Source organism: Halomonas sp. SIMBA_159, assembly GCF_046536035.1.
In the GTDB taxonomy this organism is placed as follows: domain Bacteria; phylum Pseudomonadota; class Gammaproteobacteria; order Pseudomonadales; family Halomonadaceae; genus Vreelandella; species Vreelandella venusta_A.
The window spans coordinates 58,220-82,065 of the sequence record NZ_JAWJBT010000019.1; the positions used below are offsets into that span (position 1 = coordinate 58,220).

Here is a 23,846-nt window from a genome sequence, read left to right on the forward strand (position 1 = left end):
ATGAGCAATTCAAAAGCCATATTATTCATCCTCGGGTTTTCTATAATTTTTGGTTATCAAATGGAAGCGGACTTGCCGTGCGGTGATGAAAACGCTACCGTCAAAGTTTAGATCAGAGACGGCAATGCGCGAGACAAAAAAGGCGAGCCTCGGCTCGCCTTTATGCGTTAAACAGTGATTTTAATACCGTGAAGGGGTTCGCATCGTCACAAACTCCTCAGCCCCCGTAGGGTGAATGCCAACTGTGCGGTCGAAATCTTCCTTAGTCAGACCTGCCCTGACGGCAATAGCAATCCCCTGAATCAGCTCGCCCGCCTCTTCACCAACCATGTGGGCACCAACCACTACACCGGCAGCGTCGTCCACAATCAGCTTCATCAGCATTCGTTCCTGGCTGCCGGAGAGCGTATGTTTCATGGCTCTAAAATCGGTGCGGTAAACCCGTATTTTAGAAAATTTCTCTCTGGCAGCCTCTTCCGATAGCCCCACCGTACCAATATTGGGATGGCAGAAAACGGCAGTGGGAATAGTGGCATAGTCCAGCGGTCTAGGCGCTTTTTTATGAAAATGGATGTCCACCAGCTGCATTGCTTCTGCTAGCGCAACCGGCGTTAATTCTGGCCCTGCCGTTAGGTCGCCAAGTGCTAACACAGAGGGTACTTGGGTTTCGTAGCGTTCGTTAACGGGCAGCTTACCGGTGTCGTCAAGCGCAAGGCCCAGCGCTTCGATGCCCAGCCCGCTGATATTGGCTTTACGGCCGGTTGCAGCCAGAACCACATCGACTTCTAGCGTTTCACCAGTGGTTAACTCCACCCGCAGCGTTCCCTCTGGCTGCTGCTCAATGCGGGCAATGTTGGTTGAAAAGTGAAGATTGACGCCCTTTTTGGCCATTTCGTAGCGGGTGAACTCGCGCACCTCCTGGTCAAATCCTTTCAACAGCAGATCGCCGCGATAAATCAGGTGGGTCTCGCTACCTAAGCCGTTAAAAATACTGGCGAATTCGACCGCAATATAGCCACCGCCCAGCACTAAAAAGCGTTTGGGAAACGTTTCCAAATCAAACACTTGGTTAGAGTTTAAGGCAAGATCGCTACCTGGGAATTCAGGCACCCAGGGCCAACCACCCGTGGCCAACAGGATTTTTACAGCGCTGACGCTCACTTCACCGTCTTCAGTGGTTAACGTCACGGTGTGGGCATCCGTCACGCGGGCTCGTGCATTAAACAGCGTGACTCCCGCACCTTCCAACATTCGCTGGTAAATACCGTTTAGCCGTTTGATTTCGCTGGTTTTATTGTCCCTCAATGTTGGCCAGTCAAAGGTGGCCGGTGAATCAAGGTGCCAGCCAAATCCAGCGGCGTCATCAAAGCTATCGTGGAAATGTGCCGCATACGAATACAGTTTTTTGGGTACGCAACCCACATTGACACAGGTACCCCCAAGGTACCGATCTTCCGCTACGGCCACCCGGGCACCGGCAGCTGCCGCCATACGTGCCGCACGCACTCCGCCTGAACCCGCACCAATAACAAACAAATCGACATCATATTCAGCGTCCGCTGACATGGTTATCTCCTATCCACTGCCGTGCTTACCCACCGCGGTGGGAAGCGCTAAGATTGACCTTCTATGCAAGGAAGGTTAAAAACGCCTACCTTGTGTTTAAAACGCTGCTGCGCGACGCTGAGCAAGCCCCCACCCTGTTAATGTCACTCCACGGAGACTCGATGCCTGACCAAATTGCAACGCTGCTAGATAATAATCGCGCATGGGCGGAACGTATGTGTGAAGAGGATCCAGACTTCTTTAAACGCCTCGCCAACCAACAATCCCCCGACTATCTATGGATCGGCTGCTCAGATAGCCGCGTACCCGCAAACCAAATTATTGCGCTGCCACCAGGCGAAGTCTTCGTTCACCGTAATGTTGCCAACCTCCTCCACCATACTGATATGAATGCTCTGTCGGTTGTGCAGTATGCGGTGGATGTCCTCAATGTCAGTCATATCATGATTGTTGGGCATTATGGCTGTGGCGGTATTAAAGCTGCGGTCACCGGCGGTGAGTGCGGCGTGGTGGATTACTGGCTGCACTCTGTGCGTGAGCAGTACAACCGTCATCGCGACACGCTTGAACACCTGCCCATGGACGATCAGATAGACCGCATGTGCGAGTTGAACGTCAAAGCCCAGGTTAACAGCTTGTGCCGAACTAAAATCCTGCAGCGTGCTTGGCAGCGAGGCCAGTCCATTTCGGTGCATGGTTGGGTGTATGGTTTGAGCGATGGCCGCGTGAAAGACTTAAATTGCACTATCAGCGGCCTGGAGCAAGTTGAAACGCTTTATCGCATTGATCGCGTGCAACCTAGCGACTAATTGCCCGCTGCCTACCGCTGCTATTAATCGTAGCGGTAGGCACGATGACAGCTGCGACAACTGAGCCCCACGTCAGAAAAAGCCCGAGTAGCCGCTCGATAATCTTCTTGTTCCGCTGCTTCAAGCAAGACGCTCACCTTCTCTTCCAAATCGATAAACCCCGCTGAAAAGTCGTCCCACTCTTCCCATATCTCAGGCTTTGCATCAGAGCCTCCGCCATGGGTTCCGACAATAAAAGCGGGCAGAAAATGAGCTTTAGTAGCTTTTTCTTGCAGCTCCGCTAAACGCGGGGCGGCCCCTCGAGCATCTTGATTATTCACCAGGTCAAAGCGCAGCTGTCGCAGTAGCCGCTCTAAATCCTTCAGTTCATCCTGGCGCCAGATAACCGCTTCGCGCTCACTGCTAAACGGTGTGTCGTCAATTGATTGCGGCATAGCGGGGGCTTGCTCGGCATGTGCTCCAATGCTGAGTAAGCCGAACACCGTCAAGGCGCTTGCAGAGAGCGCTAAACGCTTTGGGGATAAAGAGTGGTTCAGCATTGTTTACACCTCAGCCAATCGGGCACGTCACGCCGGTACCTTTTAAACCACAGTAACCACCTGGATTTTTATCCAAATACTGCTGGTGGTACGCCTCGGCATAATAAAACACATCCAGATGCTTAATCTCTGTGGTAATCCGCCCTTTACCTGCGCGCTGTAAAGCCGCTTGGAATATCTCTGCACTCTGCTGTGCAGCCTCCAGTTGTGAGGCTGTCGTGGTGAAAATGGCGGAGCGATACTGGCTGCCGATATCGTTACCCTGACGATTGCCCTGTGTGGGATCGTGCTGCTCCCAGAAGGTGTTCAGCAGTGTCTCCAGACTGATACGTTGCGGGTCATATACTACTTTAACGACTTCAGTATGCCCGGTAAGACCAGTGCAGGTCTCTTTGTAAGTGGGGTTGGGCGTAGTACCGCCAGCATAACCTGCTGCCGTGACATAAACCCCTTCCTGCTGCCAGAACAGGCGCTCCACCCCCCAGAAACAGCCCATACCTAATACGATTTCTTCGTATCCATTAGGAAATGGCGGATGCATGGAGTGCCCCGTAATGGTATGCAGGTCGCTGGTCTCGATGGGTGTATCGCGCCCTTCTGGTGCCTGTTGTTTCGTAAATAGCGTCATAACACCCTCTTCTATTGCTGGGGATAAATGTAGGGATCGCCTGAGCGTGTGAACGTGTAAATCAGATCCACTGCCTGGTTAGCACCAGACACCGCCTGTAAGTACAGGTTCCGCCAAAGCGTGTAGCGTAAGGTCAGCTCTGCAATGGGCGAGAAAATACCCACGCCATAGCTGATACGAAGATCATCCGTTAGCTGGCCACTGACTGCGACCTGACTATCGTCACCGGCACCGGTGGTATCCAGCGTTAAGTCATTAATACCAAAGGCTTCACCAATCGAACCAACGGCACCACCCGTGCGCCCAAGCGACATGCCGATAAGTGCAGTAGTCAGGGCGCTGTCAACACCGCCGCCTGACGCGTCAGGCGCGCGGCCACGCAGCAAATACGATAGCGCGCGGGTCTCGTCCATTGCAGGCTCTGAGAAAATCATCACATTGGGCTGTTCGGCATTGCCTGTCACGCGTAGCCCGGCAATGACCTCATCTTCGGTGACGTCTGGATTACGAATGGCTTCAAAATCGAGTACCGGCAGCCCAGGCGGACCGCTAAAGATCAGTTGACCACGGCGAATCAGCAAATCCTGGCCAAAGGCTTGAAAGCGGCCGTTTACAAGATTGACATCGCCAAACAGCTGAAGCGCACCGCTGTCTTGACGAATTTCCAAGCTTCCACCTAGCCCAGACTCCAAGCCGTAAGCGGAAATTTGCATATCTCGGCCAAGGTTCAGCGTAATCAGCACATCCAACGCCATGCCCGTCGCAGCGAGCTCATCTGCCGCACTTGGGTCATCGCCTGCTTCCGCAGCCAACTGAGCTTGGCGCTCTGCCTCACGGTCATCGCGCTCGGTAATGATAATTTCATCCGAGCTTGGGGAAGTGGCGGATGATGGAAGATCACCCACTTCCAAGCGTGCCCAGGGTAGGTCAACGTTGCCCCGTACCTGCAGTCGTTCAGGCGTCACGCGAATGCGAATATCTGGCGCTGCCTCTAAGCGACCAAACTGCGGCAATACCACGAGCAGCGGTTCTTGAGAGGCATTCAAATCGACGCCAATACGCCACGCCTCATCGGCAGGCCAATACGCATTACCACTAACTAAAAGTCTGCCGCGCTCAGCGGCCACAAACCCGTCAATATCACCCTCTTCTCCATCAAAAGTGACTGCTAGCTCGCCATCCACAATCGTCACGGGAATATCCGGCCCGCTGACTCGTAAGCTGCGCAATGCCAGCTCGCCTTGTAAGTCGGGCTGACGGGTCGAACCACCAATATTGACGGTGCCATTCAGGCCCCCTTCTAGCTCGTCCATCCCCACCACCATAGGGCGATAAGGTGCAAGCGTTACATTATTGGCGCGCAGCTGGCCTTCAAGCGCTCCCTGACCTAGGGGATCATTCACCGCTAGATTAAGCGTCAGCTCACCCGCTTCTGACAACGAAAGCAACACATCTGCCTCAGCCTGCGCTTGGTTGGCTTCAATCTTTGCATCCAGATTAACCGCAGGCAGTTCCACCGGCTGGCCGTAATCATTGACGGCGGTAATCGCTAGCTCACTGAGCAGCTGTAGATTAGCTTGCCACTGGGCGCCACCTTGCCGCCAGCTAGCCACCACATCCGCCGTTGTCGCGCCTTCAAAACTCCACTCTTCGGGCAGGAATGGCTCCAGCATTTCCATAGGCACTTCGCGAATACTGAGCACTGCACGCCCTTGCTCGGGGGAGGCGGTAATGGGCTCTTCAGAGCACACCAGCCCACCTTGTAACCTACGTAGGCAGAAAGGCGTCAAGCGTGCCTGTCCATTCGCCAAGTTGTAGCTAATATCAAGCGGCGCTTCCAGACGAATATCGCCCGCTTCTGAATCAATCTCCAGTGGCGTCAGACGTGCTTGATACTGCTGTGCCTGCTGGTTAAAACGGCCCTCAAGAGCCACATTTGCTTGGCTTAGAACATTATCAGGCTCGCCTGTCGCACTGAGTTGCAGCGCATGCTGGGAGAGTCGACCAGTAAGGTCTAGCGCAACCGAAGCAAGCGCCTGCCCACCGGCATTCACTCCTTGCGCATCGAGATCGATGTTCAGCGCTGTATCGTCGAGCCCTTGCACGCTGCCTGACAAAGAAACAGCGTCAAGCCTGTTTTCAGCAAAGCGCAGGCTGCGACCATTCAGATCCATAACAATTTCCGGCTGGGCAAAGCTACCCTGCGCTTGAAGATTACCGGTTAATGCACCGGCTAAATCAGGATGCAAGCTTTGCAGCTGATTTAGGGCGATATCCGCTTCTAAAGACATTGTTTCCTGAGATACTTGCCCTGATGCGGTGAGGCGGTTATTGCCCTGGGTAAAGAGCAGCTCTTGAATATCCACTTCCAGATCGCTGTTGGCTTCGAGCGCCGCTTGCAGTGTTAAAGGGTACTCCTGTAGCTGGCCTTGGATATCGAGTTCTGGAAGGCTAACGTCCCAACGTTCGCCACGCTGGCGTACGCTAGCCACTATGTCACCGCTAAGATCACCTTCTAATTGAGGCACAAACAGCGAAGGATCGAGATCATCTACACGCACACGAGTGTCGACAGCAATTGCGTCTGCCCAGCTTACTTCACCCTCGCTACTCAGCGAGCTATCGGCGATGGACAGCGTAAGCGGTGACCAGCGGAAAGAAGTGAGATTCCCTTCCCCCTCTAGCCCGATGGTAGTACCTGGCACCTGCGGCCCTTCGGCATACGTGGCCAGCGTTACTTGGTAAGCCTCAAGGCTGCCATTGACGACTAGATTTAGATTTTCAATTACATAAGGCTCGCTGGATATGTTGTCAGCAACACGGCTATCCTCAGCCTCGGTTTCTAGTTCATCGCTCTCAAGAGCAGCGGCACCGTCGCTGGATACTGTTGGCTCGGCATCTAGCGGCCACTGGACTCGGTCGCTCTCAAGCCTAGCTTCAAAAGGGAGCGTTGGAGCGAGCGCATCGACCTGTGCTGTCAGTGAGGCCGTCACAGGCCCTGATACGTTCAGGTTGGCCGTTAAGTCCGCAAGGCTGCCTGAAAGATCCAACGACACTTGCTCACCGCTTAAAGCGGGGAATAACTCTGGCAACCACAACTCGGCTCGAAGCGCTGCGTTTAGGGGATAGTCCCCGTTGAGCGTGACGTTGGCAGACAAACGTGCGTCTGCGTCTGGCGTTGCCAGTTCCAGCGTGCTGAGTGTTACCTCACTGCCTTCTGCTTCGGCCTCTACCAGCACGCGCTCCACCTGGTACTCGACCGCTCCGGTGATGTCTACGTTGGTAATGAGTAGTGACCTAAGCGCGACGTTGATGGGAAGCTCGATATCGGGAAGAGCAAGCCGCTCACGTTCATTCAGCGCTACGGTTGGTGTGTTTTCAGCAGGCTCAACTGGCTGTGACACTTGGATGGCCGCATCAATCGCGGCAGCATTAAGAGGTGTCGGGGTTTCTTGCGTTAATAACACCCCGGCCGTAGGCGGCAAATAGAGCGACAAGGAATCAAGTGTCGTCGGTGCAATAGTGAGCTGCTGTTGTTCTGCTGTCATGGACGTTGAAAACGCGCCCCATCCGACTCGCGTGCCGTCCGCAAGCGTCAGCGTGACGTTATTCAGTGATATGTCGCGCAGCTCAATCGGGAAAGGCAGTATGATACTGAGAGGACCGCTCTCTTCTTGTGGCGGCTCTTCAACCTGCTCTCCTTCAGCCAAGCGAATATCGGCTCCTTCTACTCTTAGCGTATCCAGGCAGAGTTTACCGGATAGCAGGCAATCTTCTGCCCAAACCAGCTCGATATCGTCGATAGTAATGCGAGTGCCGCCCATGGCCATCTGGAAGCCTTGCAGACGAAAACTATCCAGGAGTGCGCCTTCTTGCTGCTCATACGATAACCAGCCACGCTGCTCACCCTGAGAAAATAGCTGGCTCGTTCCCCATGGCGACAGCCCGACCCCGACAAGTATGGCCGCTAAACCGAATAACCATAGCGGCAATACAATCATGAGTCGTAATAGGCTCCACAGCGCTAACCACGTACGGCGCTTGCCTGAGAGCTTCTGACGGTTTTTGGGTGCTTGTGTATCAACCTTAGTCAAAGAGCTCTCCTAGAATTCTGGACCGATAGAGAAGTGCACGCGGAAAGCGTCGTCAACATCGAAGGGGTGAGCCACATCAAACCGAATAGGTCCAACCGGTGATACCCAGCGCACACCGACCCCGGCACCTGTTTTTAGGTCGTTTGGCCCCCAATTGTCGAAAGCGTCGCCTGTATCGATAAACGTGGCTCCCCACCAGTCACCGGTCACACGGCGCTGGTACTCTAAGGTAGACGTCAGCATTTGTTGAGCACCACGCAAACGGCCTTCTTGGTTACGCGGTGACAAACTTTCATAGGAGTAGCCACGCACACTGCGATCCCCTCCGGCAAAGAAGCGCAATGATGGCGGCAATTTATCGAAGTCTTCCGTTTCAATGGCACCAATGCTAAGGCGCGCAGAAAAACGGTTATCGTTACCAATCATGCGGATCCATTCAGTGTCCCCCGTCATGCGGGCGAACTGAGCATCCGACCCCCATGCGCGGTCGGAATATTCAATAGAAAGCTGCTGACGGTCTCCCCATAGTGGGAAACGCTGTGGGCGGGTTCGAGTTCTTGACCACTGAATTCCTGGGTAAAACAGCCATACCTCATCTGCTTGGCCACCCTGGGTAAAGTCTTCGTACGTAGTTCTAAAATAGAGTGTCTGTACCCATCGGTTCTCAAACTCCCAGCGTCGCGCAACCTCCACCGTGCCTTCTAACGACTGGGTGTCGCTGTCATCGATATTCCGTACCCCGTATTGCAGGCGGTAATTATCGCGAATAGGGTCTTCGAGCGGGATATTGTAAACACCGGTAAATCGCTGTTCAGGGGCAGACACATAGAGGTCATGATCAAGACTGTGACCAAAACGGTTAATCCAAGACTGTTGCCACCCAAAGCGCAGACGCGGGCCTACATCCGTGGCAAACCCCACACCGACCTCATACTGATGGCGGTCTGCAGGCTCTACGTTGATATCAATAGGCAACCGGGTATCGTCACCGCTGTGAAGGCTCAAAGCACTCGCCAGTGCGGCACTGCTCACCCTCGGGCGCTGGGGCTGTGATGCAGTCGCTTCATTCCACCAAGGGTCTCCACCGCCGGGGGGCGCGATGGTCAGTTCTTGAGCGGTTTCCAAGCGTGGGCGCACGGAAACAGAGCTAAACCAACCAGTCTCAGCCAAGCGCTGATTGTAACGAGCCAGCGACTCCGCCAAATAAGGGTCACCCGCCTTGAATGTCTGCATTTCTCGCAGCCGTTCAGGCTCAATATGGCTGCCAGTAATCAGCGTGTTACCAAACTGGTAGCGTGGGCCACTATCAAACGTCATATAGAGTCGAGCGCTTTCCAAGTAGGGCCGGACTTCCATTCGCCGGTCTGAGAAGCCCCAGTCAAAGTAGCCTCGCTCAATGGCTAAACCCGAAAATTGCGAGCGCAGACTATCCCAAGGAGCATGCCTTAATGGGTCGCCCTCTTTTAAAGGGAAGTCATCCAGCGCCTCTTGAAAAGGCGGGTCATCGCTGGCGTCCCCATTCAGGTTGATATTCAACACTTCGATGATGATTTGTGGGCCGGGGTCAATACGTATGGTGATGGGAGATGGTTCTAAATCCACGGTAATGTCGGGTTCGTAATAACCGTATACCCGCATCGCTTCTTGAGTGCGCTGGCGAATTTCACCTTCTAAACGCGCATCGGTGTACTGCTCCTCATCGATATTTTCTAAGTAAGCGTCGATGTTGGCAGATACTTGTTCAGTCACACCGCTAATGGCAGCTTCAAGTGCCCATACAGTGGATGATGCAGTGAGCAGTGGCAGTGCCAAGCAACTCGCCACCTGTTTGGCCGTAGGCCATCGCCGTTGTCTTCCCATACTGTTATATCCCTAACCCCATCACCGGCTTAATGGCTTATACGTTCCACAGCGCAAGGTTGTTAATTAATTACGCAGCATTTCCATCTGCGCACTAAAGGCCAACTGAGCCTGCCTTACTTGGCGTACGTCGCTTTCTAGCGTATTCAATCGCTGTGCCCACTGTGTCTCCAGCGCGGTTAATTCCGATTGGCTGGCGGGTACCTCTTGAGTATTTATCTCAGACACCGCGGAAGATAGCTGTGCTATTTGCTGCTCGGCCTCTTCCTGCCATTCTCTAAACTGCACTTCCATTGCGGTTCGGTCACTGACGACTTGTCGCTCCATGGTATCGATCCGCTGGGTCAGCACGCCTTCTAGGTGAGACACTTCTTCTACTAAATTCTGCCTACCCGAGGTGCCCGCCTGTTCTAACGCATTTAAAGAGGTGCGAATAGACGCCAACTGACGGTCGCGAAGAACAGCTTGCTCCTGAAATTGCGCCATCTGTTGAGACAGTGTTTCTAGCGCTTCGTTAGACACCAGTTCTTCATTATCAGTCAGCACCCCATACAGCTCTTCTCGGGCATTGGTGAGTGCAATGGCTAACTGCTCCTGTTCCTGAAACAGTGTCGTCATCTGAGCTTGTACAAAGGTTATCGCATCCTGAGCGTCCGTGTCACCTGAGTCGAGCCTTGCATGTAAGTTAGATACCTCACCACTGACGCGATGCACTTCATCAAGAAGCCTTTCTCGTTCATACCATAATCCAGCCGCCGCCGCGCCTAGCAGCAGCACCAGTAACATCAATATGAGCCAGATCGGCCATAGCCTGGGGCCACGCCGATGGCGCAAATGTTGCGCGGTGAGGCTTTGATCCACATCGGGAACAATACGGTGGGATGAAGTGGCGTCAGACATGTGTTTTCCTTAGAGCGTCGTCGGATCGGCGCGTCGCCCAATCCCTCGGTAATGCAGGCCGCAGCTGGCTACAAAAGCGGGGTCGTAGATATTGCGTCCATCTAATACTAGCTTTTCGTTAAGCATTGTGGCCAAACGGTGCCAATCAGGATTCCAATAGGCTTTCCATTCCGTTACTAACATCAACGCATCTGCCCCTTGGCAAGCAAGATAGGGGTCTTCCTCAAACACGATTAAATCTTCGCGCTGGCCAACGGCTGCAAAGAGCGCAGGGATGGCCGCTGGATCATGAAGCTGAACTTTCACCCCTTGTGCCCAAAGGGCCTCAAGCAATGTTAGTACCGGCGCGTGGTCGATGCGCGCAGTGCCAGGTTTAAACGCTGCTCCCCATATCGCCACGGTTTTACCAGCTAAATCACCTTCAAAAAACCCCCATAACTTTCTAAACAGCGTCTCTTTTTTCTGCTCATTGATATCCATTACCTGTTCAAGCAGCGCTGAGTAGCGGCCGCTGGCTGACTGAACATCGGCCAAGCGCATCAAATCGCGCGAGAAATTAGGCCCGCCGAACCCACATCCGGGGTACAAATATTCAAAACCTATACGCGTATCGGCCCCCATACCTTGGCGAACATGCTCAACATCCACGCCCAGCGTATCTGCAAGCCCAGCAATTTCATTCATGTAGCTAATGCGGGTGGCCAACATACCATTGATCGCGAGCTTGGTCAGTTCAGCGGCCCGGCAAGGCATGCACTGGAACACTTCGCTGCGTCGGTTAAAAGCGCGCAGGAGCTCTCTTGTCATCTGCTCGCCTATAGCGTCGTCGCAACCCAGTAGCCAGCGCACTGGGCGAGTAAACGACAGCCACGCACGCCCCTCTTCCAAAGTATCGGGGAGTGCTACCCGGCTATGCTGCTGCCCCATCAATGCGTGCAGGCGCTCCGTTTCGCCTACAGGAAAGGTCGAATTGTTAACTAACACGGCCCCGCTGTAGTCATCAAACAAAGGGTGCTGAAGTAGCGCGCTGGCAGATGGCCGCTGACTGGGAGAAAGTGCTAACCAGACAATGTCTGGCGCTTCAGTCGCTTCCGGGGCGCTAATAATCGTGAGATTACCTGCAGCCATAGCATGCTCAAGCTGAGCCATGAGCGATGGTTCCCGGCGCAACCAGTCGGCTGTCTCAAGCGTTTCCCATGGAACGCTTTCATGGAGTAACCAGTCGACACGGTGGCCCACCCACGCAAGCGCCGCCGCCGCTGTTGCGGCACTCAATTCGCTACCATGCAGCAATACGCGCATTTAGGTGCTCTCCCTGGCTAATAAGCGCCGATAAAATAAAGTGTTAGGCGTCATGCTGCGTTCCTTTCCATGCGTTCCGCGTCAGGAGTGGTTAGAATAACTATCATACTCAACGTTTGAGTGGATGCCACCTTGCCGCGAATACCGCTAACCGGCAAACCAAGCTCATATTTCACTCAATACCAACTGCAGATGGGGGTTACACCATGCCAGAGACACTTCAGGATAGCACCACTGGTCGCTATCAAGACAACGTCGATGCCGCAGAAGTTGCGAAATTTGAAGCACTTGCTAGCCGTTGGTGGGATCCTAACAGCGAATTTAAACCGCTCCATGACATTAATCCGCTACGCCTGGACTTCATTGATGCACGGGCAGGACTCGCGGGCAAAAAAGTGCTGGATGTGGGCTGTGGTGGCGGTATTTTAAGCGAATCCATGGCGCATCGAGGCGCTAACGTAACCGGTATCGACCTGGGGGAAGCACCGTTAGGCGTGGCAAGACTACATGCTGAAGAGAGCGGCGTTACCGTCGATTATCGTCATATCAGTGTGGAGGGCTTAGCCGCCGAGCAGCCAGGCCACTATGACGTCGTAACCTGCATGGAAATGCTGGAGCATGTGCCTGACCCTGCCTCGGTTATTCGTGCCTGTAGCACTCTGGTACGGCCCGGCGGTTATGTCTTTTTCTCTACGCTTAATCGCACGCCCAAGTCCTATGCCTTTGCTATTTTAGGGGCTGAATATGTGCTGAAACTACTCCCCCGAGGCACACACGACTACGCAAAGTTTATTCGCCCCTCTGAAATGGCCAATTGGGCACGCCTAGCAAACCTCGAAGTACGAGAACAGACAGGCCTGACGTATAACCCGCTCACGCGCCATTACCGCTTGGTTCCCCACGACGTGTCAGTAAATTACATGATGTACTGCCGAAAAGTGAGCGAGTAAATGTTGACGCCCTCACCTCAAGCGATTTTATTTGACTTAGACGGCACGCTGGTCGATACAGCTCCGGATTTGGCCGCTGCCACGAATGCTTTAAGGGCCCATCACGGCTTACCGCCTCTACCGTTTCAAGACATTCGCGGGCAAGTGTCAAATGGCGGTAGTGCCCTGGTGACGCTGGCGCTGGGTATTGAAAGCGGCAGCGATGAGCATGACGAGGCGCGTCAGTTTCTACTGGATGCTTACGAACAGGCAGTGGCGGTGCACAGCAAACTGTTCGAGCCACTGGATGAGTGGCTGCTCGCCTGGGAAGGTGAAGCGCGCCAGTGGGGAATCGTCACCAATAAACCACGCCGCTATACCGAACCACTGATTGAGGCGTTGGCACTGACACCGGGCGCACTGCTATGTGCTGACGACTTGAGCGTCAAGAAGCCTGCCCCTGAACCGTTATGGGAAGCGGCAAAACGCCTAGGCGTATCTCCCGAGGCGTGCTGGTACATAGGAGACCATGTTCGAGACATGGAGGCCGCCAAAGCAGCGGGTATGACAGCAGTAGCCGTTGGCTATGGCTACATCAGTGAAGAAGATGATTACCAGCAATGGCCCGCTGACCTCTGGTTTGCGACCTGTGATGAACTGGTGGCCGCGTTGCACGGCCACCGTCACGCTTAACTCTTTTACTTACCTTCCCTTTCACTCGATAGCGTTAGACGCGTGGCGGCTGGGCATCAAATTTCTGGCCGCTAACGCCCTTACTGTCCGGCCCCATTAGCCATAGGTAAGTGGGCATAATCTCTTCGGGTGTACGCAGCGTGAAGGGGTCTTCTCCAGGGTATGCGGTACGCCGCATTTGTGTGCGCGTTGCGCCTGGGTTTAGCGTGTTTACGCGAACATTGGGCTGGTTGTCCAGCTCATCCGCCAACACTTCCACAAACCCTTCTGTCGCAAATTTGGAGACAGAATAAGCACCCCAGTAGGCTCTGCCTTTGCGGCCAACGCTTGAAGAGGTAAAGATGACTGACGCATCGTCGGATGCTTGAAGCAGAGGTAACAGCGCCTGGGTCATCCAGATCGGCCCATTGATATTGACCTGCATAACCTGCTCCCAAAGTTCAGGATTGTACTGCTCAAACGGCGTAATGCGCCCAAGCAGCCCAGCGTTATGCAATAGCCCATCTAAGCGGCCAAACTCTTTATCCAGGGTTTCTGCCATGTCGTGAAAATCTTTCAGCGTCGCCCCTTCAAAATTAAGCGGAAAGATAGCGGGTTGCGGCCCGCCGGCAGCCTCAATTTCATCGTACACGCGCTCAAGTTTAGCGATGGTGCGGCCTAGCAATACCACAGTAGCCCCATGGCGGGCATAGGTTAATGCCGCCGCGCGACCAATCCCATCTCCCGCACCGGTTACCAACACGACGCGATTTTCTAACAGAGCAGGCGTTGGTTGATAGTCGATTTTACAACTCATGAGGGTTCCTTGAAGCGTTAGAATTAAACCGTATTAACCAGCGGACTGGCGTAAGAAATCGTTCGCCAACCCAGCGGCACTGCTTTGCGGGTAATCATCACGAACCTGTTCTAACAGCTCGCGACTACGCTCTGCTTCGCCTTTGCGTGCTTTGACTAAACCGAGCTTATAGAGCGCATCTGGCACTTTGGTGCTGCCACTGTATTGTTCAATCACGCGGGTAAACGCTTGATCTGCAGCATCTAACTCACCCTCTGCAGCGTAAAGCTCGCCTAGCCAGTAGTGGCCGTTTGCCGTTAAGCTGCTATCAGGATGGTCTGCTACGAAGGCTTCAAATGCGGCAATTGCATCGGCAAACTGGCGTGCCTGAACATGACCAAACGCCGCTTGATAATCAGCTTGTGCATCTTCGCTTACATTACGTGTAGAGGGCGCCTGGGCAACTTGCTCTGCGGCTTCAGGTTCTACTTCTGGCGTCGCTTGCTCAATTTGGCTTGGCGCGCTACTCATCAAGCGGTCTTCAATGTCCAGGTATTGCTGCTGCGATTGGTTACGTAGCTGCTCTAGCTGGTGGCGTAGCTCTTCAATTTGTCCGCGCAGCTGCTGGATTTCCTGCTGGTGTTCTTGCACTTGGTTAAACAGTACAAGATTACCGCCTGAAGACTCTTGGCGCTGAGTTTGCTGATAAAAGCTGTTAGACGAGCCGGAAGAGAGATCTTGAACAAGCGGCTGCTGTGCAAAAGCGGACACAGACAGAAGTGATAAGGGCAATACGGACAGCGGGAGCACTAGGGCTCCCGCACCGCACAGCCTCTCAAAATAGCGTTTGAGACTGTGATTCATGATAGCTCCGAATGATGCTATTGGCGTGCCGAAGCACGCCAATGCTATCAGTAGTTAAAGACGACGCGACGGTTTTGCGAGTAAGCGTTTTCATTCTGGCCGCTCGCTGCCGGACGCTCTTCACCGTAGCTAACCACGCTCATTTGTGAAGGTGATACACCCTGAATGTTCAGGAAACGTTGAACGGCTCCCGCACGACGCTCACCTAGCGCCATGTTGTATTCACGAGTGCCGCGTTCGTCGGTATGGCCGTGCAGAACAACACGGGCATTCGGGTTGGCACGAAGGTAACGTGCATGCGCCATTACCACTGATTCATAGTCGCTTTTAATGGTATCGCGGTCGTAATCGAAGTAGATGGTACGTACTTCGGGAATACGAGAATCAGCTTGCTGGCCAGCAGCACCCGAACCTGAGGTTGAGCCATACTGACCACTGGTGCCAACGCCAGACGTGTTAGACCCCATACTGCTGCCATCCTGGCTTCCGTACGAGTCACCGTCTTGGGTTCCGCCGGTGCTGGAACAGCCAGCGATAACTACGATAGATAACGCGACTGCTAATGAGCGAGCCAACGGCTTAAGTTGCATAATCAGACTCCTTGCCTGAAAACAGAAATTAGTGCTGTTCATCTATTAATTTAAGAAAGGTGACCACGCGGGATCACGTACATCACCTTGTGCTGCGGGCAACCTAAATGACGAGCGGCCATCGGCTGATACGGCACTTAGTACTCCGCTACTACCCTGTTGGGTAGCGAAGATTACCATGGTACCGTTCGGCGCAACACTAGGAGATTCATCTCTTGTTGAATCGCTTAATACGACTAAGCGACCGCCTTCAAGATCCTGTTTGGCAACTTGGAAACCCCGGCTGGAACGGTGGATCAAAAAGATCTGTTCACCGTCCGGTGAAAAGCGAGCACGGGCGTTATAGTTGCCGGTAAAGGTTAAACGGTTTGTCTCACCGCTGCCCATTACATGCTGATAGATTTGCGGGCCACCGCTACGGTCGGATGTGAAAATTAAGCTACGACCGTCGGGAGACCACGCCGGTTCGGTGTCGATACTGTTGCTCTGAGTAATACGATCCAATGAACGGTTGGCCACGTCTAGCACGTAAATTTCCGGCTGACCGTCTTTGGAGAGCGACATAGCGATACGACGGCCATCGGGTGACCATGTCGGCGCACCGTTGATACCATCAAACGAAGTGGCTTGAACGCGCTGCCCAGTGTTGACGTCTTGGATATAGATAGAAGCTTTACCGGTCTCAAATGAGACGTAGGCTAACTTACGGCCGTCCGGCGACCATGCTGGCGACATGATCGGCTGATCGGATGTCAGCACTTGCTGGCTGCGTCGACCATCGGCATCGGCCACGTAAAGGCCAAACTGCATGTTGTCGCCCAAGCCTTGAGCCGTCACGTAGGCAATGCGCGTCGAGAATGCCCCACGAATATCAGTGATCGCTTCAAAAATTTGGTCACTGATGTAATGGGCCGCACCGCGCAGGTCGTTACCACTGGCGGTCACGGTTTCGCTAATCATCGGGCGTTGGCCGCTGATATCGACAAGATCAAACTGCAGCTCGTAGCCACCGCCTGTTTGCTGGGCGCGACCCACCACTAGATAACGCACGTCTAGCGAACGCCATGTGCCAAACTCAACGTCGGACGCTTGGCTGGGGCGATCAAACATTGCACTGCGTTCCAGCGGCTCAAATAGACCGCTGCGCTCTAGATCGTCCTGCACAATTTGCGCAACGTCCTCGGGCAAGCCCTCGTTGCCTGCAAAAGGCACAACACCGATGGGTAGCGCCTGATCGCTACCGCGCGTGATTTCAATGGTCAGATTGGCGCTTGCTACGCTGCTGACCAGTAGCAGTACGCAAAAGAGCCACACTTTGCTTAACGTTTGCATCAGCGAACATCCCCCGGGGTAAATCGCAGATTAAATTGACGTAAAGTACGTTGCTGTTCCGCTGGTAAGTCTCGTAACTCACTAAACGGAGCCGCATGTTCAACTGCTTGCATGGCTGAGCGATCAAAAGCACTGTCGCCGCTTGATGAGGCGACGGATGTTGCTAATAGCTCACCCGATGGTCCAAGCCTTACCTGTATCGTAGCACTCATCGAATCGCTTGCTGCAGGCGGGATTAACCATGCCTGCTCCACTGCACGCCGAACAATATTAATAAAGCTATTGGCAGCCTGCTGCGCCTGCTGTGCATTGGCGGCCGCTTCCGCTTCACCGGCCAACTGACGCTGCATAGCAGCCTCAGCAGCTTCTGCGGCGCGGCGCTCTTCTGCTTCACGCTGGCGCTGAGCTTCCTCTTCACGTTCACGCTGCTCTTCGGCCTCGCGTTGGCGTTCAGCTTCCTCTTCACGTTCGCGCTGCTCTTCGGCCTCGCGTTGGCGTTCAGCTTCTTCTTCACGTTCGCGCTGCTCTTCGGCCTCGCGTTGGCGTTCAGCTTCCTCTTCACGTTCGCGCTGCTCTTCGGCCTCACGCTGACGCTGTGCTTCCGCCTCGGCCCTTACCCGCTCAGCTTCTGCTTCGCGCTGGCGCTGGGCTTCAGCTTCTTCACGGGCGCGCTGCTCTTCAGCTTCACGCGCGGCCGCTTCTGCTTCCTGCTGCTCAGCTAATCGCTCAGCCTCTTCTGCCCGGCGCTGCGCTTCCGCTTCTGCCTCGGCCTGTGCTTGCTCAAGTGCCTCGGCCTGTTCTGCGGCTTGGGCAGCGGCGTCAGCTTCTCGCTGTGCCGCTGCAGCCTCTGCCGCCTGTTGCTCGGCAGAGGGCTCATCGCTGGGCGGTTCAGGCTCGGCTACTTCGGGCTCTGCCGCATTATTCATAGCGGCCTGCTGATCGGTCACCTGCTGCGCTTGATCCGTAAAGGTTTCGGTGCTTACAAACGTCGCCTGAACAATCGAAGAAGAGTCTGGCTCAGCGCTCATGCTAGGAAGCTTAATCAGGCTAAATACAATCACCAACAAATGCACAGCAACAGCCAATAGCGTCGGCCAGGTATAGCCAACGTCTTGGGGGTCACGCGGTGGTTTTACAGCCATGTGCGACTCGCCCTTAACCATCTTGAGGCGGCTCTGATAGCAGCCCTACGTTGGCAACGCCAGAGCGCTGAAGCGTGCTCATCAGCACCACTATCTGGCCATATGGCACGTTACGGTCTCCGCGAACCATGACAGGAGTGTTGGGCCGTCGCTGAAGGATGGCCACCACACGCTCAGACATCTGATCTAAGGAAACGGCTGTCGAATCTTCTCCCAGAGTGATGAAGTACCCCCCATCTCGATCAACCGAGATGATAATCGGGTCGTTGTCTTCCTGAGTTTCGATAGGCTCAGAGGTCACCTGGGGCAAGTCGACCTGCACGCCCTGCGTTAGCATGGGGGCTGTAATCATAAAAATGACCAACAAGACCAGCATAACGTCGATAAAGGGCACGACGTTAATCTCACCCATGGGCTTTTTTTTGCCGCCTCGATTAAACGAACCTTGCATGACGAACTCCTTTAACGGGCGTTAGGCTTGCGGCTTGCCATCACGACCTTGCAAGTTACGATGCAAAATAGCGTGGAATTCTTCAGCAAAATTTTCATACTTGCCTAACAGTCGTGACGCTTCATTCGACAGACGGTTATAAAAAATAACGGCTGGTATCGCGGCGAGAAGCCCCATCGCGGTGGCAATCAACGCCTCTGCAATCCAGGGTGCCACGGTTGCTAACGTTGCTTGCTGAGTCATAGACAGCGATTGGAACGAGCCCATGATGCCCCAGACTGTGCCAAACAAACCCACGTACGGGCTAACAGAAGCCACGGTTGCTAAGAAGACGAGATGCTTTGTCAGACGATCTTCTTCTCGAGACCAGGCGACTCGCATGCTGCGCTGTACACCCTCTAGCACTGTTTCAGCGCTACGGGTTTTAGGCATGAGACGATTAAATTCCCGAAAACCTGCCTGAAAAATGTGCTCTGCCCCATGGCGAGGGTCATCCGCTGGAATTTCACGGTACAGCTCATTTAGATCCACGCCTGACCAGAAAGATTCTTCAAACTGGTTGTACTCTTGCTTTGCTCGGCGTAGCGCGATACTGCGCTGAAAGATCACTACCCATGAGAGGATCGACCCCACTACGAGCAGCAGCATGACCAGCTGCACAACGGTGCTGGCACTCATTATCAAGTGGGGAATGGACATGGCGTTATCGTTCACAGTTGCCCTCTTCAATCAATTAATGTCGTTGTCGACTGGGTAGCGGTGTTAAGCGATGGTGATATCAAGCGACGACGGCCACGCTTTGGGGCGCATTGTCGTCGCATTTAAGCAGGCTATCTCGACTGTGGCAGTGCATAAGAGTTCCTTGTCGCGCCTAACCTGTTGCTCAAATGTCATTCGGCACCGCCCTTTTGCAGCGATAGTAGCAGTGACCGTTAGCGCTTCATCCAATCGTGCGGGTTTGGCGTAGTGACAGGCCATGCGGTATACCACTAGCTGTGTACTTTCGTCTAGCAGCGTTTGCTGATTAAGCCCTAATTCTCTTAGCCATTCGCTGCGTGCCCGCTCCATGAACTTCAGGTAGTTAACGTAGTAGACAATTCCACCTGCGTCAGTATCTTCCATGTAAACACGGACCGGCATGCTAAATTCGCCTGTCATGGGCGACGCTCTCCCTCTACGTCCACAGACTGCTCGTGCGGCGTACGGTCAAAGTGCAGCCACGCCTGCCGGGTGACGACTCGGCCCCGGGGGGTGCGCATCATTAGCCCTTGCTGAATCAGATAGGGCTCAATCACATCTTCGATGGTATCGCGCTCTTCACCAATGGCTGCCGAGAGCGAATCAACGCCTACTGGCCCACCATCAAACTTATCGATCATCGCTAGCAATAAACGACGGTCCATATGGTCAAGGCCATGGTGATCCACGTTGAGCATATTCAGCGCGGCACCTGCTACTTCTACATCCACCACACCTGTGCCCTTGATTTCGGCGTAGTCACGTACTCTGCGCAGCAGCCGGTTAGCAATCCGCGGGGTGCCACGAGAGCGCCGCGCCACTTCAATGGCCCCTTCACGACTGGTTTCAACACCTAACAAGCGTGCGGAACGGGCCACAATCTCAGTTAGCTCTTCCAGGTTATAAAACTCAAGACGCTGGACAATGCCAAAGCGGTCTCGTAGTGGCGAAGTTAATAACCCGGCACGGGTAGTGGCACCGACTAACGTGAATCTTGGCAGATCGAGCTTAATCGAGCGTGCGGCAGGCCCTTCTCCAATCATGATATCGAGTTGAAAATCTTCCATCGCCGGATAGAGAATTTCTTCTACCACGGGTGACAGGCGGTGGATTTCATCGATAAACAGCACATCGCCCGGCTCAAGATTGGTAAGCATTGCGGCGAGATCACCGGCACGCTCTAATACAGGGCCGGAGGTGGACTTGAGCCCCACGCCCATTTCAGTGGCGATGATATTGGCAAGCGTCGTTTTGCCTAACCCCGGAGGACCAAAGACCAGCGTGTGGTCAAGACTCTCTTCGCGCAGCCTAGCGGCTCCAATAAAAATCTCGAGCTGTTCACGTACCCGAGGCTGGCCGATATAGTCTTTGAGATGCTTCGGTCGAATAGCATGGTCGATACGCACTTCGCCGTGCTCTGGCTCAGCGGCAATTAATCGGTCATGTTCTAACATAGAGACTCTTCTTGAGTGCTAACAAATGAGCACATATTGCACTCATGGTGGCTTTAACCGGCCATTCGCTTGGTCAAGGCAGCTTTGATAAGCGCTTCAGTGGTTTGGTTGGGGTCGACGTCGGCCAGCATTTTCGAGGCTTCAGTGAGTTTATATCCCAAACTAACCAGAGCAGCTTCAGCATCTGCCAGATGATCCCTCGGCGCCGCCCGACCGCTTGTAGCTTCAAGGGCCAAGGGCGCATCGCTGCCGTGCTCCCACTCGGGGAAGCGGTCGCGCATCTCGATAATGAGACGCTCGGCTGTTTTTTTGCCAACGCCAGGCAGTTTGGTCAGCGCTTTACTGTCATCATCTCGAATGCAGCGCATAAAGGCGTCTTCGTCCATCCCGGACAAAATCGCTAATGCGAGCTTAGGCCCAACCCCATTCACTTTGATTAAGGCTCGAAACAGCGCCCGCTCATGCTCACGCCCAAACCCATACAGCAGATGCGCATCATCACGAATGGTGAGGTGCGTATAGAGCGACACCTGCTCACCGGGGGCAGGCAGCGCTATAAAGGTATTCATTGAGGCTTCAAGCTCATAGCCTACGCCATGCACATCCACAACCATCCATGGCGGCTGCTTCTCTAGCAACAGGCCGGTTAGTCTTCCAATCATCACGCGCCTCACAGCAGGAAAAAACAGCCATCACTATAAAGCCAGTCTGTACAGATGACCAGTAACCCTAAAGACGCCAACGGCCCGTTGAGCGACGCTTACTGCGTGAGGGAGTAGCCGTGGCTAATGTACTGCCAGCAAAAGCATGGGTGAGCGCGATGGCAAGCGCATCGGCGGCATCGGCTTGTGGCGTGGCCGATAGTGACAGCAGCGTGGTGACCATGTGCTGTACTTGGCTTTTATCAGCGCCGCCCTGGCCGGTGACAGCTTGCTTAATCTGCCGAGCCGCATACTCGGCAATGCTTAACCCATGATTCGCTAGGCAGACGAGCGCCGCGCCGCGGGCTTGTCCCAACTTCAGCGCTGAGTCAGCGTTCTTTGCCATAAAGACACGCTCGACCGCTACGGCATCAGGACGATGTAGACCGATTACTTCACTAATCCCCGCGTAAATTTGGGCCAAACGTTGCTCTAGCGCCCCGTCTGCTGTGCGGATACAGCCACTGGCCACATAGCGTGGCTTAATACCGATGAGATCAATAATTCCATAACCCGTAATACGCGAGCCTGGATCAATACCTAGAATTCTCACCGCAGTCACAGGCTGCTGTGCATCCATGTAAAGCTCTCTTTTCCTGACGTAAAGCAAACACTGCTGAAAACAAAAACACCGACGCTAAGCGTCGGTGTTTTAATACGAGGCAAACAGACCAGCGGCGTTACTCGCCAGCGACTTCCGCTTTGGCTTTTTGGCGTAAGCGAATGTTTAGCTCTTTGAGCTGGTCAGCGCTAACTTCACCCGGTGCATTGGTCATCAAACACGCAGCACTTTGGGTTTTCGGGAATGCGATGACTTCACGAATGGTTTTCGCGCCCACCATGAGCATCACTAAACGGTCCAGGCCGAAGGCCAAGCCGCCATGGGGCGGTGCACCGTACTGCAGCGCATCCAGCAAGAAGCCGAATTTTTCTTGCGCTTCTTCTTCGCCGATCCCCAAAATATCAAACACGGTGCTTTGCATGGTTTGGTTGTGGATACGAATAGAGCCACCACCCAGTTCTGTGCCGTTAAGCACCATGTCGTAAGCGCGAGAAAGGGCTTTGGCAGGGTCGGCCTTCAGCTCTTCTGGTGAACAGGACGGCGCTGTAAACGGGTGGTGAAGCGGGCTTAAACGACCATTATCGTCGGCTTCGAACATCGGGAAGTCAACGACCCACAGCGGTGCCCAGGCCTGTGTGTAAAGGTCTAGATCCGCACCCAGCTTCACACGCAGTGCGCCAATTGCCTCGTTCACAATGCGGGCTTTATCCGCACCAAAGAAGATAATATCGCCGTCTTCTGCGCCCACACGATCAAGCAGCTCTTCAACGATATTTTCCATGAACTTCACGATCGGCGACTGCAGACCGTCAAGCCCTTTGGCACGCTCGTTAACTTTGATCCAAGCGAGGCCTTTAGCACCGTAAATACCGACGAACTTGGTGTACTCGTCAATCTCTTTACGAGAGAGCTTGGCACCACCCGGTACTTTCAGAGCCGCCACGCGGCCATCTTCAGCGCTCGCTGGGCCAGAGAACACTTTGAAGTCAACCTGCTGCATCAGGTCGTCAACGTCGGTGAGCTCTAACGGAATACGCAGGTCGGGTTTATCCGAACCAAAGCGATCCATGGCTTCTTGCCAGGTCATGCGCGGGAATTCCGGCAGTTCGACGCTCAGCACTTCCTGGAACAGTTGACGAATCATGGCTTCGGTAATGCCCATGATGTCGTCTTCTTCCACAAAAGAGGCTTCAATATCGATCTGGGTGAATTCAGGCTGACGGTCAGCGCGCAGGTCTTCATCGCGGAAGCACTTTGCGATTTGGTAGTAGCGGTCAAAACCCGCCACCATCAAAAGCTGCTTAAACAGCTGGGGTGACTGCGGCAACGCAAAGAAACTGCCCGCGTGCGTACGGCTAGGCACGAGGTAATCACGGGCTCCTTCCGGTGTTGCGCGTGTCAGCACCGGGGTTTCGATATCCAGGAAGCCCTGGTTTTCTAAATAGGCACGCACGTTGTGAGAAATACGCGAGCGAAGGCGCAGTTTCTCAATCATGTCCGGGCGGCGCAGATCGATGTAGCGATGCTTAAGGCGCACTTCCTCACCGACTTTACCGTGCTCATCCAGTTGGAACGGCGGCGTAGCGGCGGTATTCAGCACTTCTACTTCTTTCGCCAGCACCTCAATCATGCCAGTAGGCATATTGGGATTCTGAGTTCCTTCAGGGCGCAACCGAACGCGGCCAGTAATACGCAGAACATACTCGCTGCGCGCGCGGTCGGCATTAGCAAACGCCTCGGCGGTATCGGGGTCTACGACAAATTGAGCGATACCATCACGGTCGCGCATGTCGAGAAAGATAACCCCACCGTGGTCACGGCGGCGGTGAACCCAGCCGCAAACGGTGACCGTTTGATCCACCAATGTTTCGTTAAGCTGGCCGCAATAATGGCTGCGCATGTCTAATCCTGTTCTGT

Annotated in this window: 22 protein-coding genes; 3 read left to right on the forward strand and 19 right to left on the reverse strand. The window is 54.1% G+C overall.

Going from position 1 to position 23,846, the window contains the following annotated elements; translation table 11 throughout:
- Positions 1–180 precede the first annotated feature (180 nt).
- Positions 181–1,566: a glutathione-disulfide reductase gene (gene gorA / locus R0J87_RS13620; protein ID WP_498886793.1), complete on the reverse strand. Its 1,386-nt coding sequence runs from the start codon at positions 1,564–1,566 to the stop codon at positions 181–183.
- Between the two features lie 161 nt (positions 1,567–1,727).
- On the opposite strand from gorA, the gene can reads away from it, so the two are divergent.
- A complete protein-coding gene (gene can / locus R0J87_RS13625) occupies positions 1,728–2,375 on the forward strand; it encodes a carbonate dehydratase (RefSeq protein WP_404345901.1) in 648 nt (215 codons plus the stop codon).
- A gap of 23 nt (positions 2,376–2,398) precedes the next feature.
- Here the strand turns inward: can and R0J87_RS13630 are convergent, their stop codons facing one another.
- The 6 genes from R0J87_RS13630 to R0J87_RS13655 all read right to left on the reverse strand — a co-directional run bounded on the left by R0J87_RS13630 (position 2,399) and on the right by R0J87_RS13655 (position 11,698).
- The gene (locus tag R0J87_RS13630) at positions 2,399–2,914 is read right to left on the reverse strand and encodes a c-type cytochrome (protein WP_498886794.1); all 516 of its coding nucleotides are present in this window, start codon (positions 2,912–2,914) and stop codon (positions 2,399–2,401) included.
- Between the two features lie 10 nt (positions 2,915–2,924).
- Positions 2,925–3,542: a peptide-methionine (S)-S-oxide reductase MsrA gene (gene msrA / locus R0J87_RS13635; protein ID WP_498886796.1), complete on the reverse strand. Its 618-nt coding sequence runs from the start codon at positions 3,540–3,542 to the stop codon at positions 2,925–2,927.
- Positions 3,543–3,553: 11 nt separating this feature from the next.
- A complete protein-coding gene (gene tamB, locus R0J87_RS13640) occupies positions 3,554–7,636 on the reverse strand; it encodes an autotransporter assembly complex protein TamB (protein WP_498886798.1) in 4,083 nt (1,360 codons plus the stop codon).
- Positions 7,637–7,645: 9 nt separating this feature from the next.
- Positions 7,646–9,496, reverse strand: a complete 1,851-nt coding sequence (tamA, locus tag R0J87_RS13645) for an autotransporter assembly complex protein TamA (RefSeq protein ID WP_498886800.1) — start codon at positions 9,494–9,496, stop codon at positions 7,646–7,648.
- Between the two features lie 66 nt (positions 9,497–9,562).
- A complete protein-coding gene (locus tag R0J87_RS13650; RefSeq protein WP_498886802.1) occupies positions 9,563–10,396 on the reverse strand; it encodes a hypothetical protein in 834 nt (277 codons plus the stop codon).
- Between the two features lie 9 nt (positions 10,397–10,405).
- On the reverse strand, positions 10,406–11,698 hold the full coding sequence (locus R0J87_RS13655; RefSeq protein ID WP_498886803.1) for a nucleotide sugar dehydrogenase: 1,293 nt from the start codon (positions 11,696–11,698) through the stop codon (positions 10,406–10,408).
- A gap of 206 nt (positions 11,699–11,904) precedes the next feature.
- Between R0J87_RS13655 and ubiG the strand changes: the two genes are divergently transcribed.
- A complete protein-coding gene (ubiG, locus tag R0J87_RS13660; RefSeq protein WP_498886805.1) occupies positions 11,905–12,648 on the forward strand; it encodes a bifunctional 2-polyprenyl-6-hydroxyphenol methylase/3-demethylubiquinol 3-O-methyltransferase UbiG in 744 nt (247 codons plus the stop codon).
- On the forward strand, positions 12,649–13,320 hold the full coding sequence (locus tag R0J87_RS13665) for an HAD family hydrolase (protein WP_498886807.1): 672 nt from the start codon (positions 12,649–12,651) through the stop codon (positions 13,318–13,320).
- Between the two features lie 34 nt (positions 13,321–13,354).
- On the opposite strand, the gene R0J87_RS13670 is transcribed toward R0J87_RS13665, so the two are convergent.
- From R0J87_RS13670 to aspS, 12 genes are all read right to left on the reverse strand, one after another.
- The gene (locus R0J87_RS13670) at positions 13,355–14,116 is read right to left on the reverse strand and encodes a YciK family oxidoreductase (RefSeq protein ID WP_498886809.1); all 762 of its coding nucleotides are present in this window, start codon (positions 14,114–14,116) and stop codon (positions 13,355–13,357) included.
- A gap of 33 nt (positions 14,117–14,149) precedes the next feature.
- Complete coding sequence (gene ybgF, locus R0J87_RS13675; protein WP_404345918.1) at positions 14,150–14,959, reverse strand: tol-pal system protein YbgF; 810 nt, start codon at positions 14,957–14,959, stop codon at positions 14,150–14,152.
- Positions 14,960–15,006: 47 nt separating this feature from the next.
- Entirely contained in the window at positions 15,007–15,549 is a 543-nt protein-coding gene (pal, locus tag R0J87_RS13680) for a peptidoglycan-associated lipoprotein Pal (RefSeq protein WP_404345920.1), read from the reverse strand.
- Between the two features lie 45 nt (positions 15,550–15,594).
- Positions 15,595–16,881, reverse strand: a complete 1,287-nt coding sequence (tolB, locus tag R0J87_RS13685) for a Tol-Pal system beta propeller repeat protein TolB (protein ID WP_404466329.1) — start codon at positions 16,879–16,881, stop codon at positions 15,595–15,597.
- The gene (tolA, locus tag R0J87_RS13690; RefSeq protein ID WP_498886812.1) at positions 16,881–18,023 is read right to left on the reverse strand and encodes a cell envelope integrity protein TolA; all 1,143 of its coding nucleotides are present in this window, start codon (positions 18,021–18,023) and stop codon (positions 16,881–16,883) included. The genes tolB and tolA overlap by 1 nt, the downstream gene beginning before the upstream one ends.
- Positions 18,024–18,036: 13 nt before the next feature.
- Positions 18,037–18,474 carry a protein TolR gene (gene tolR, locus R0J87_RS13695; RefSeq protein ID WP_404345926.1) on the reverse strand — a complete coding sequence of 146 codons (438 nt, stop codon included), beginning with the start codon at positions 18,472–18,474 and terminating at the stop codon, positions 18,037–18,039.
- 21 nt (positions 18,475–18,495) lie between these two features.
- Positions 18,496–19,188 carry a protein TolQ gene (gene tolQ / locus R0J87_RS13700; protein ID WP_404345928.1) on the reverse strand — a complete coding sequence of 231 codons (693 nt, stop codon included), beginning with the start codon at positions 19,186–19,188 and terminating at the stop codon, positions 18,496–18,498.
- Positions 19,189–19,236: 48 nt separating this feature from the next.
- Complete coding sequence (gene ybgC / locus R0J87_RS13705; RefSeq protein WP_404345930.1) at positions 19,237–19,632, reverse strand: tol-pal system-associated acyl-CoA thioesterase; 396 nt, start codon at positions 19,630–19,632, stop codon at positions 19,237–19,239.
- Positions 19,629–20,666, reverse strand: coding sequence for a Holliday junction branch migration DNA helicase RuvB (ruvB, locus tag R0J87_RS13710; RefSeq protein ID WP_498886813.1), 1,038 nt, complete (start codon positions 20,664–20,666; stop codon positions 19,629–19,631). The genes ybgC and ruvB overlap by 4 nt, the downstream gene beginning before the upstream one ends.
- 53 nt (positions 20,667–20,719) lie before the next feature.
- Positions 20,720–21,328: a Holliday junction branch migration protein RuvA gene (gene ruvA, locus R0J87_RS13715; RefSeq protein WP_404345934.1), complete on the reverse strand. Its 609-nt coding sequence runs from the start codon at positions 21,326–21,328 to the stop codon at positions 20,720–20,722.
- A gap of 67 nt (positions 21,329–21,395) precedes the next feature.
- On the reverse strand, positions 21,396–21,947 hold the full coding sequence (gene ruvC / locus R0J87_RS13720) for a crossover junction endodeoxyribonuclease RuvC (protein ID WP_404345935.1): 552 nt from the start codon (positions 21,945–21,947) through the stop codon (positions 21,396–21,398).
- A 100-nt stretch (positions 21,948–22,047) separates the two neighbouring features.
- Positions 22,048–23,829: an aspartate--tRNA ligase gene (aspS, locus tag R0J87_RS13725; protein WP_404466331.1), complete on the reverse strand. Its 1,782-nt coding sequence runs from the start codon at positions 23,827–23,829 to the stop codon at positions 22,048–22,050.
- Positions 23,830–23,846 lie beyond the last annotated feature (17 nt).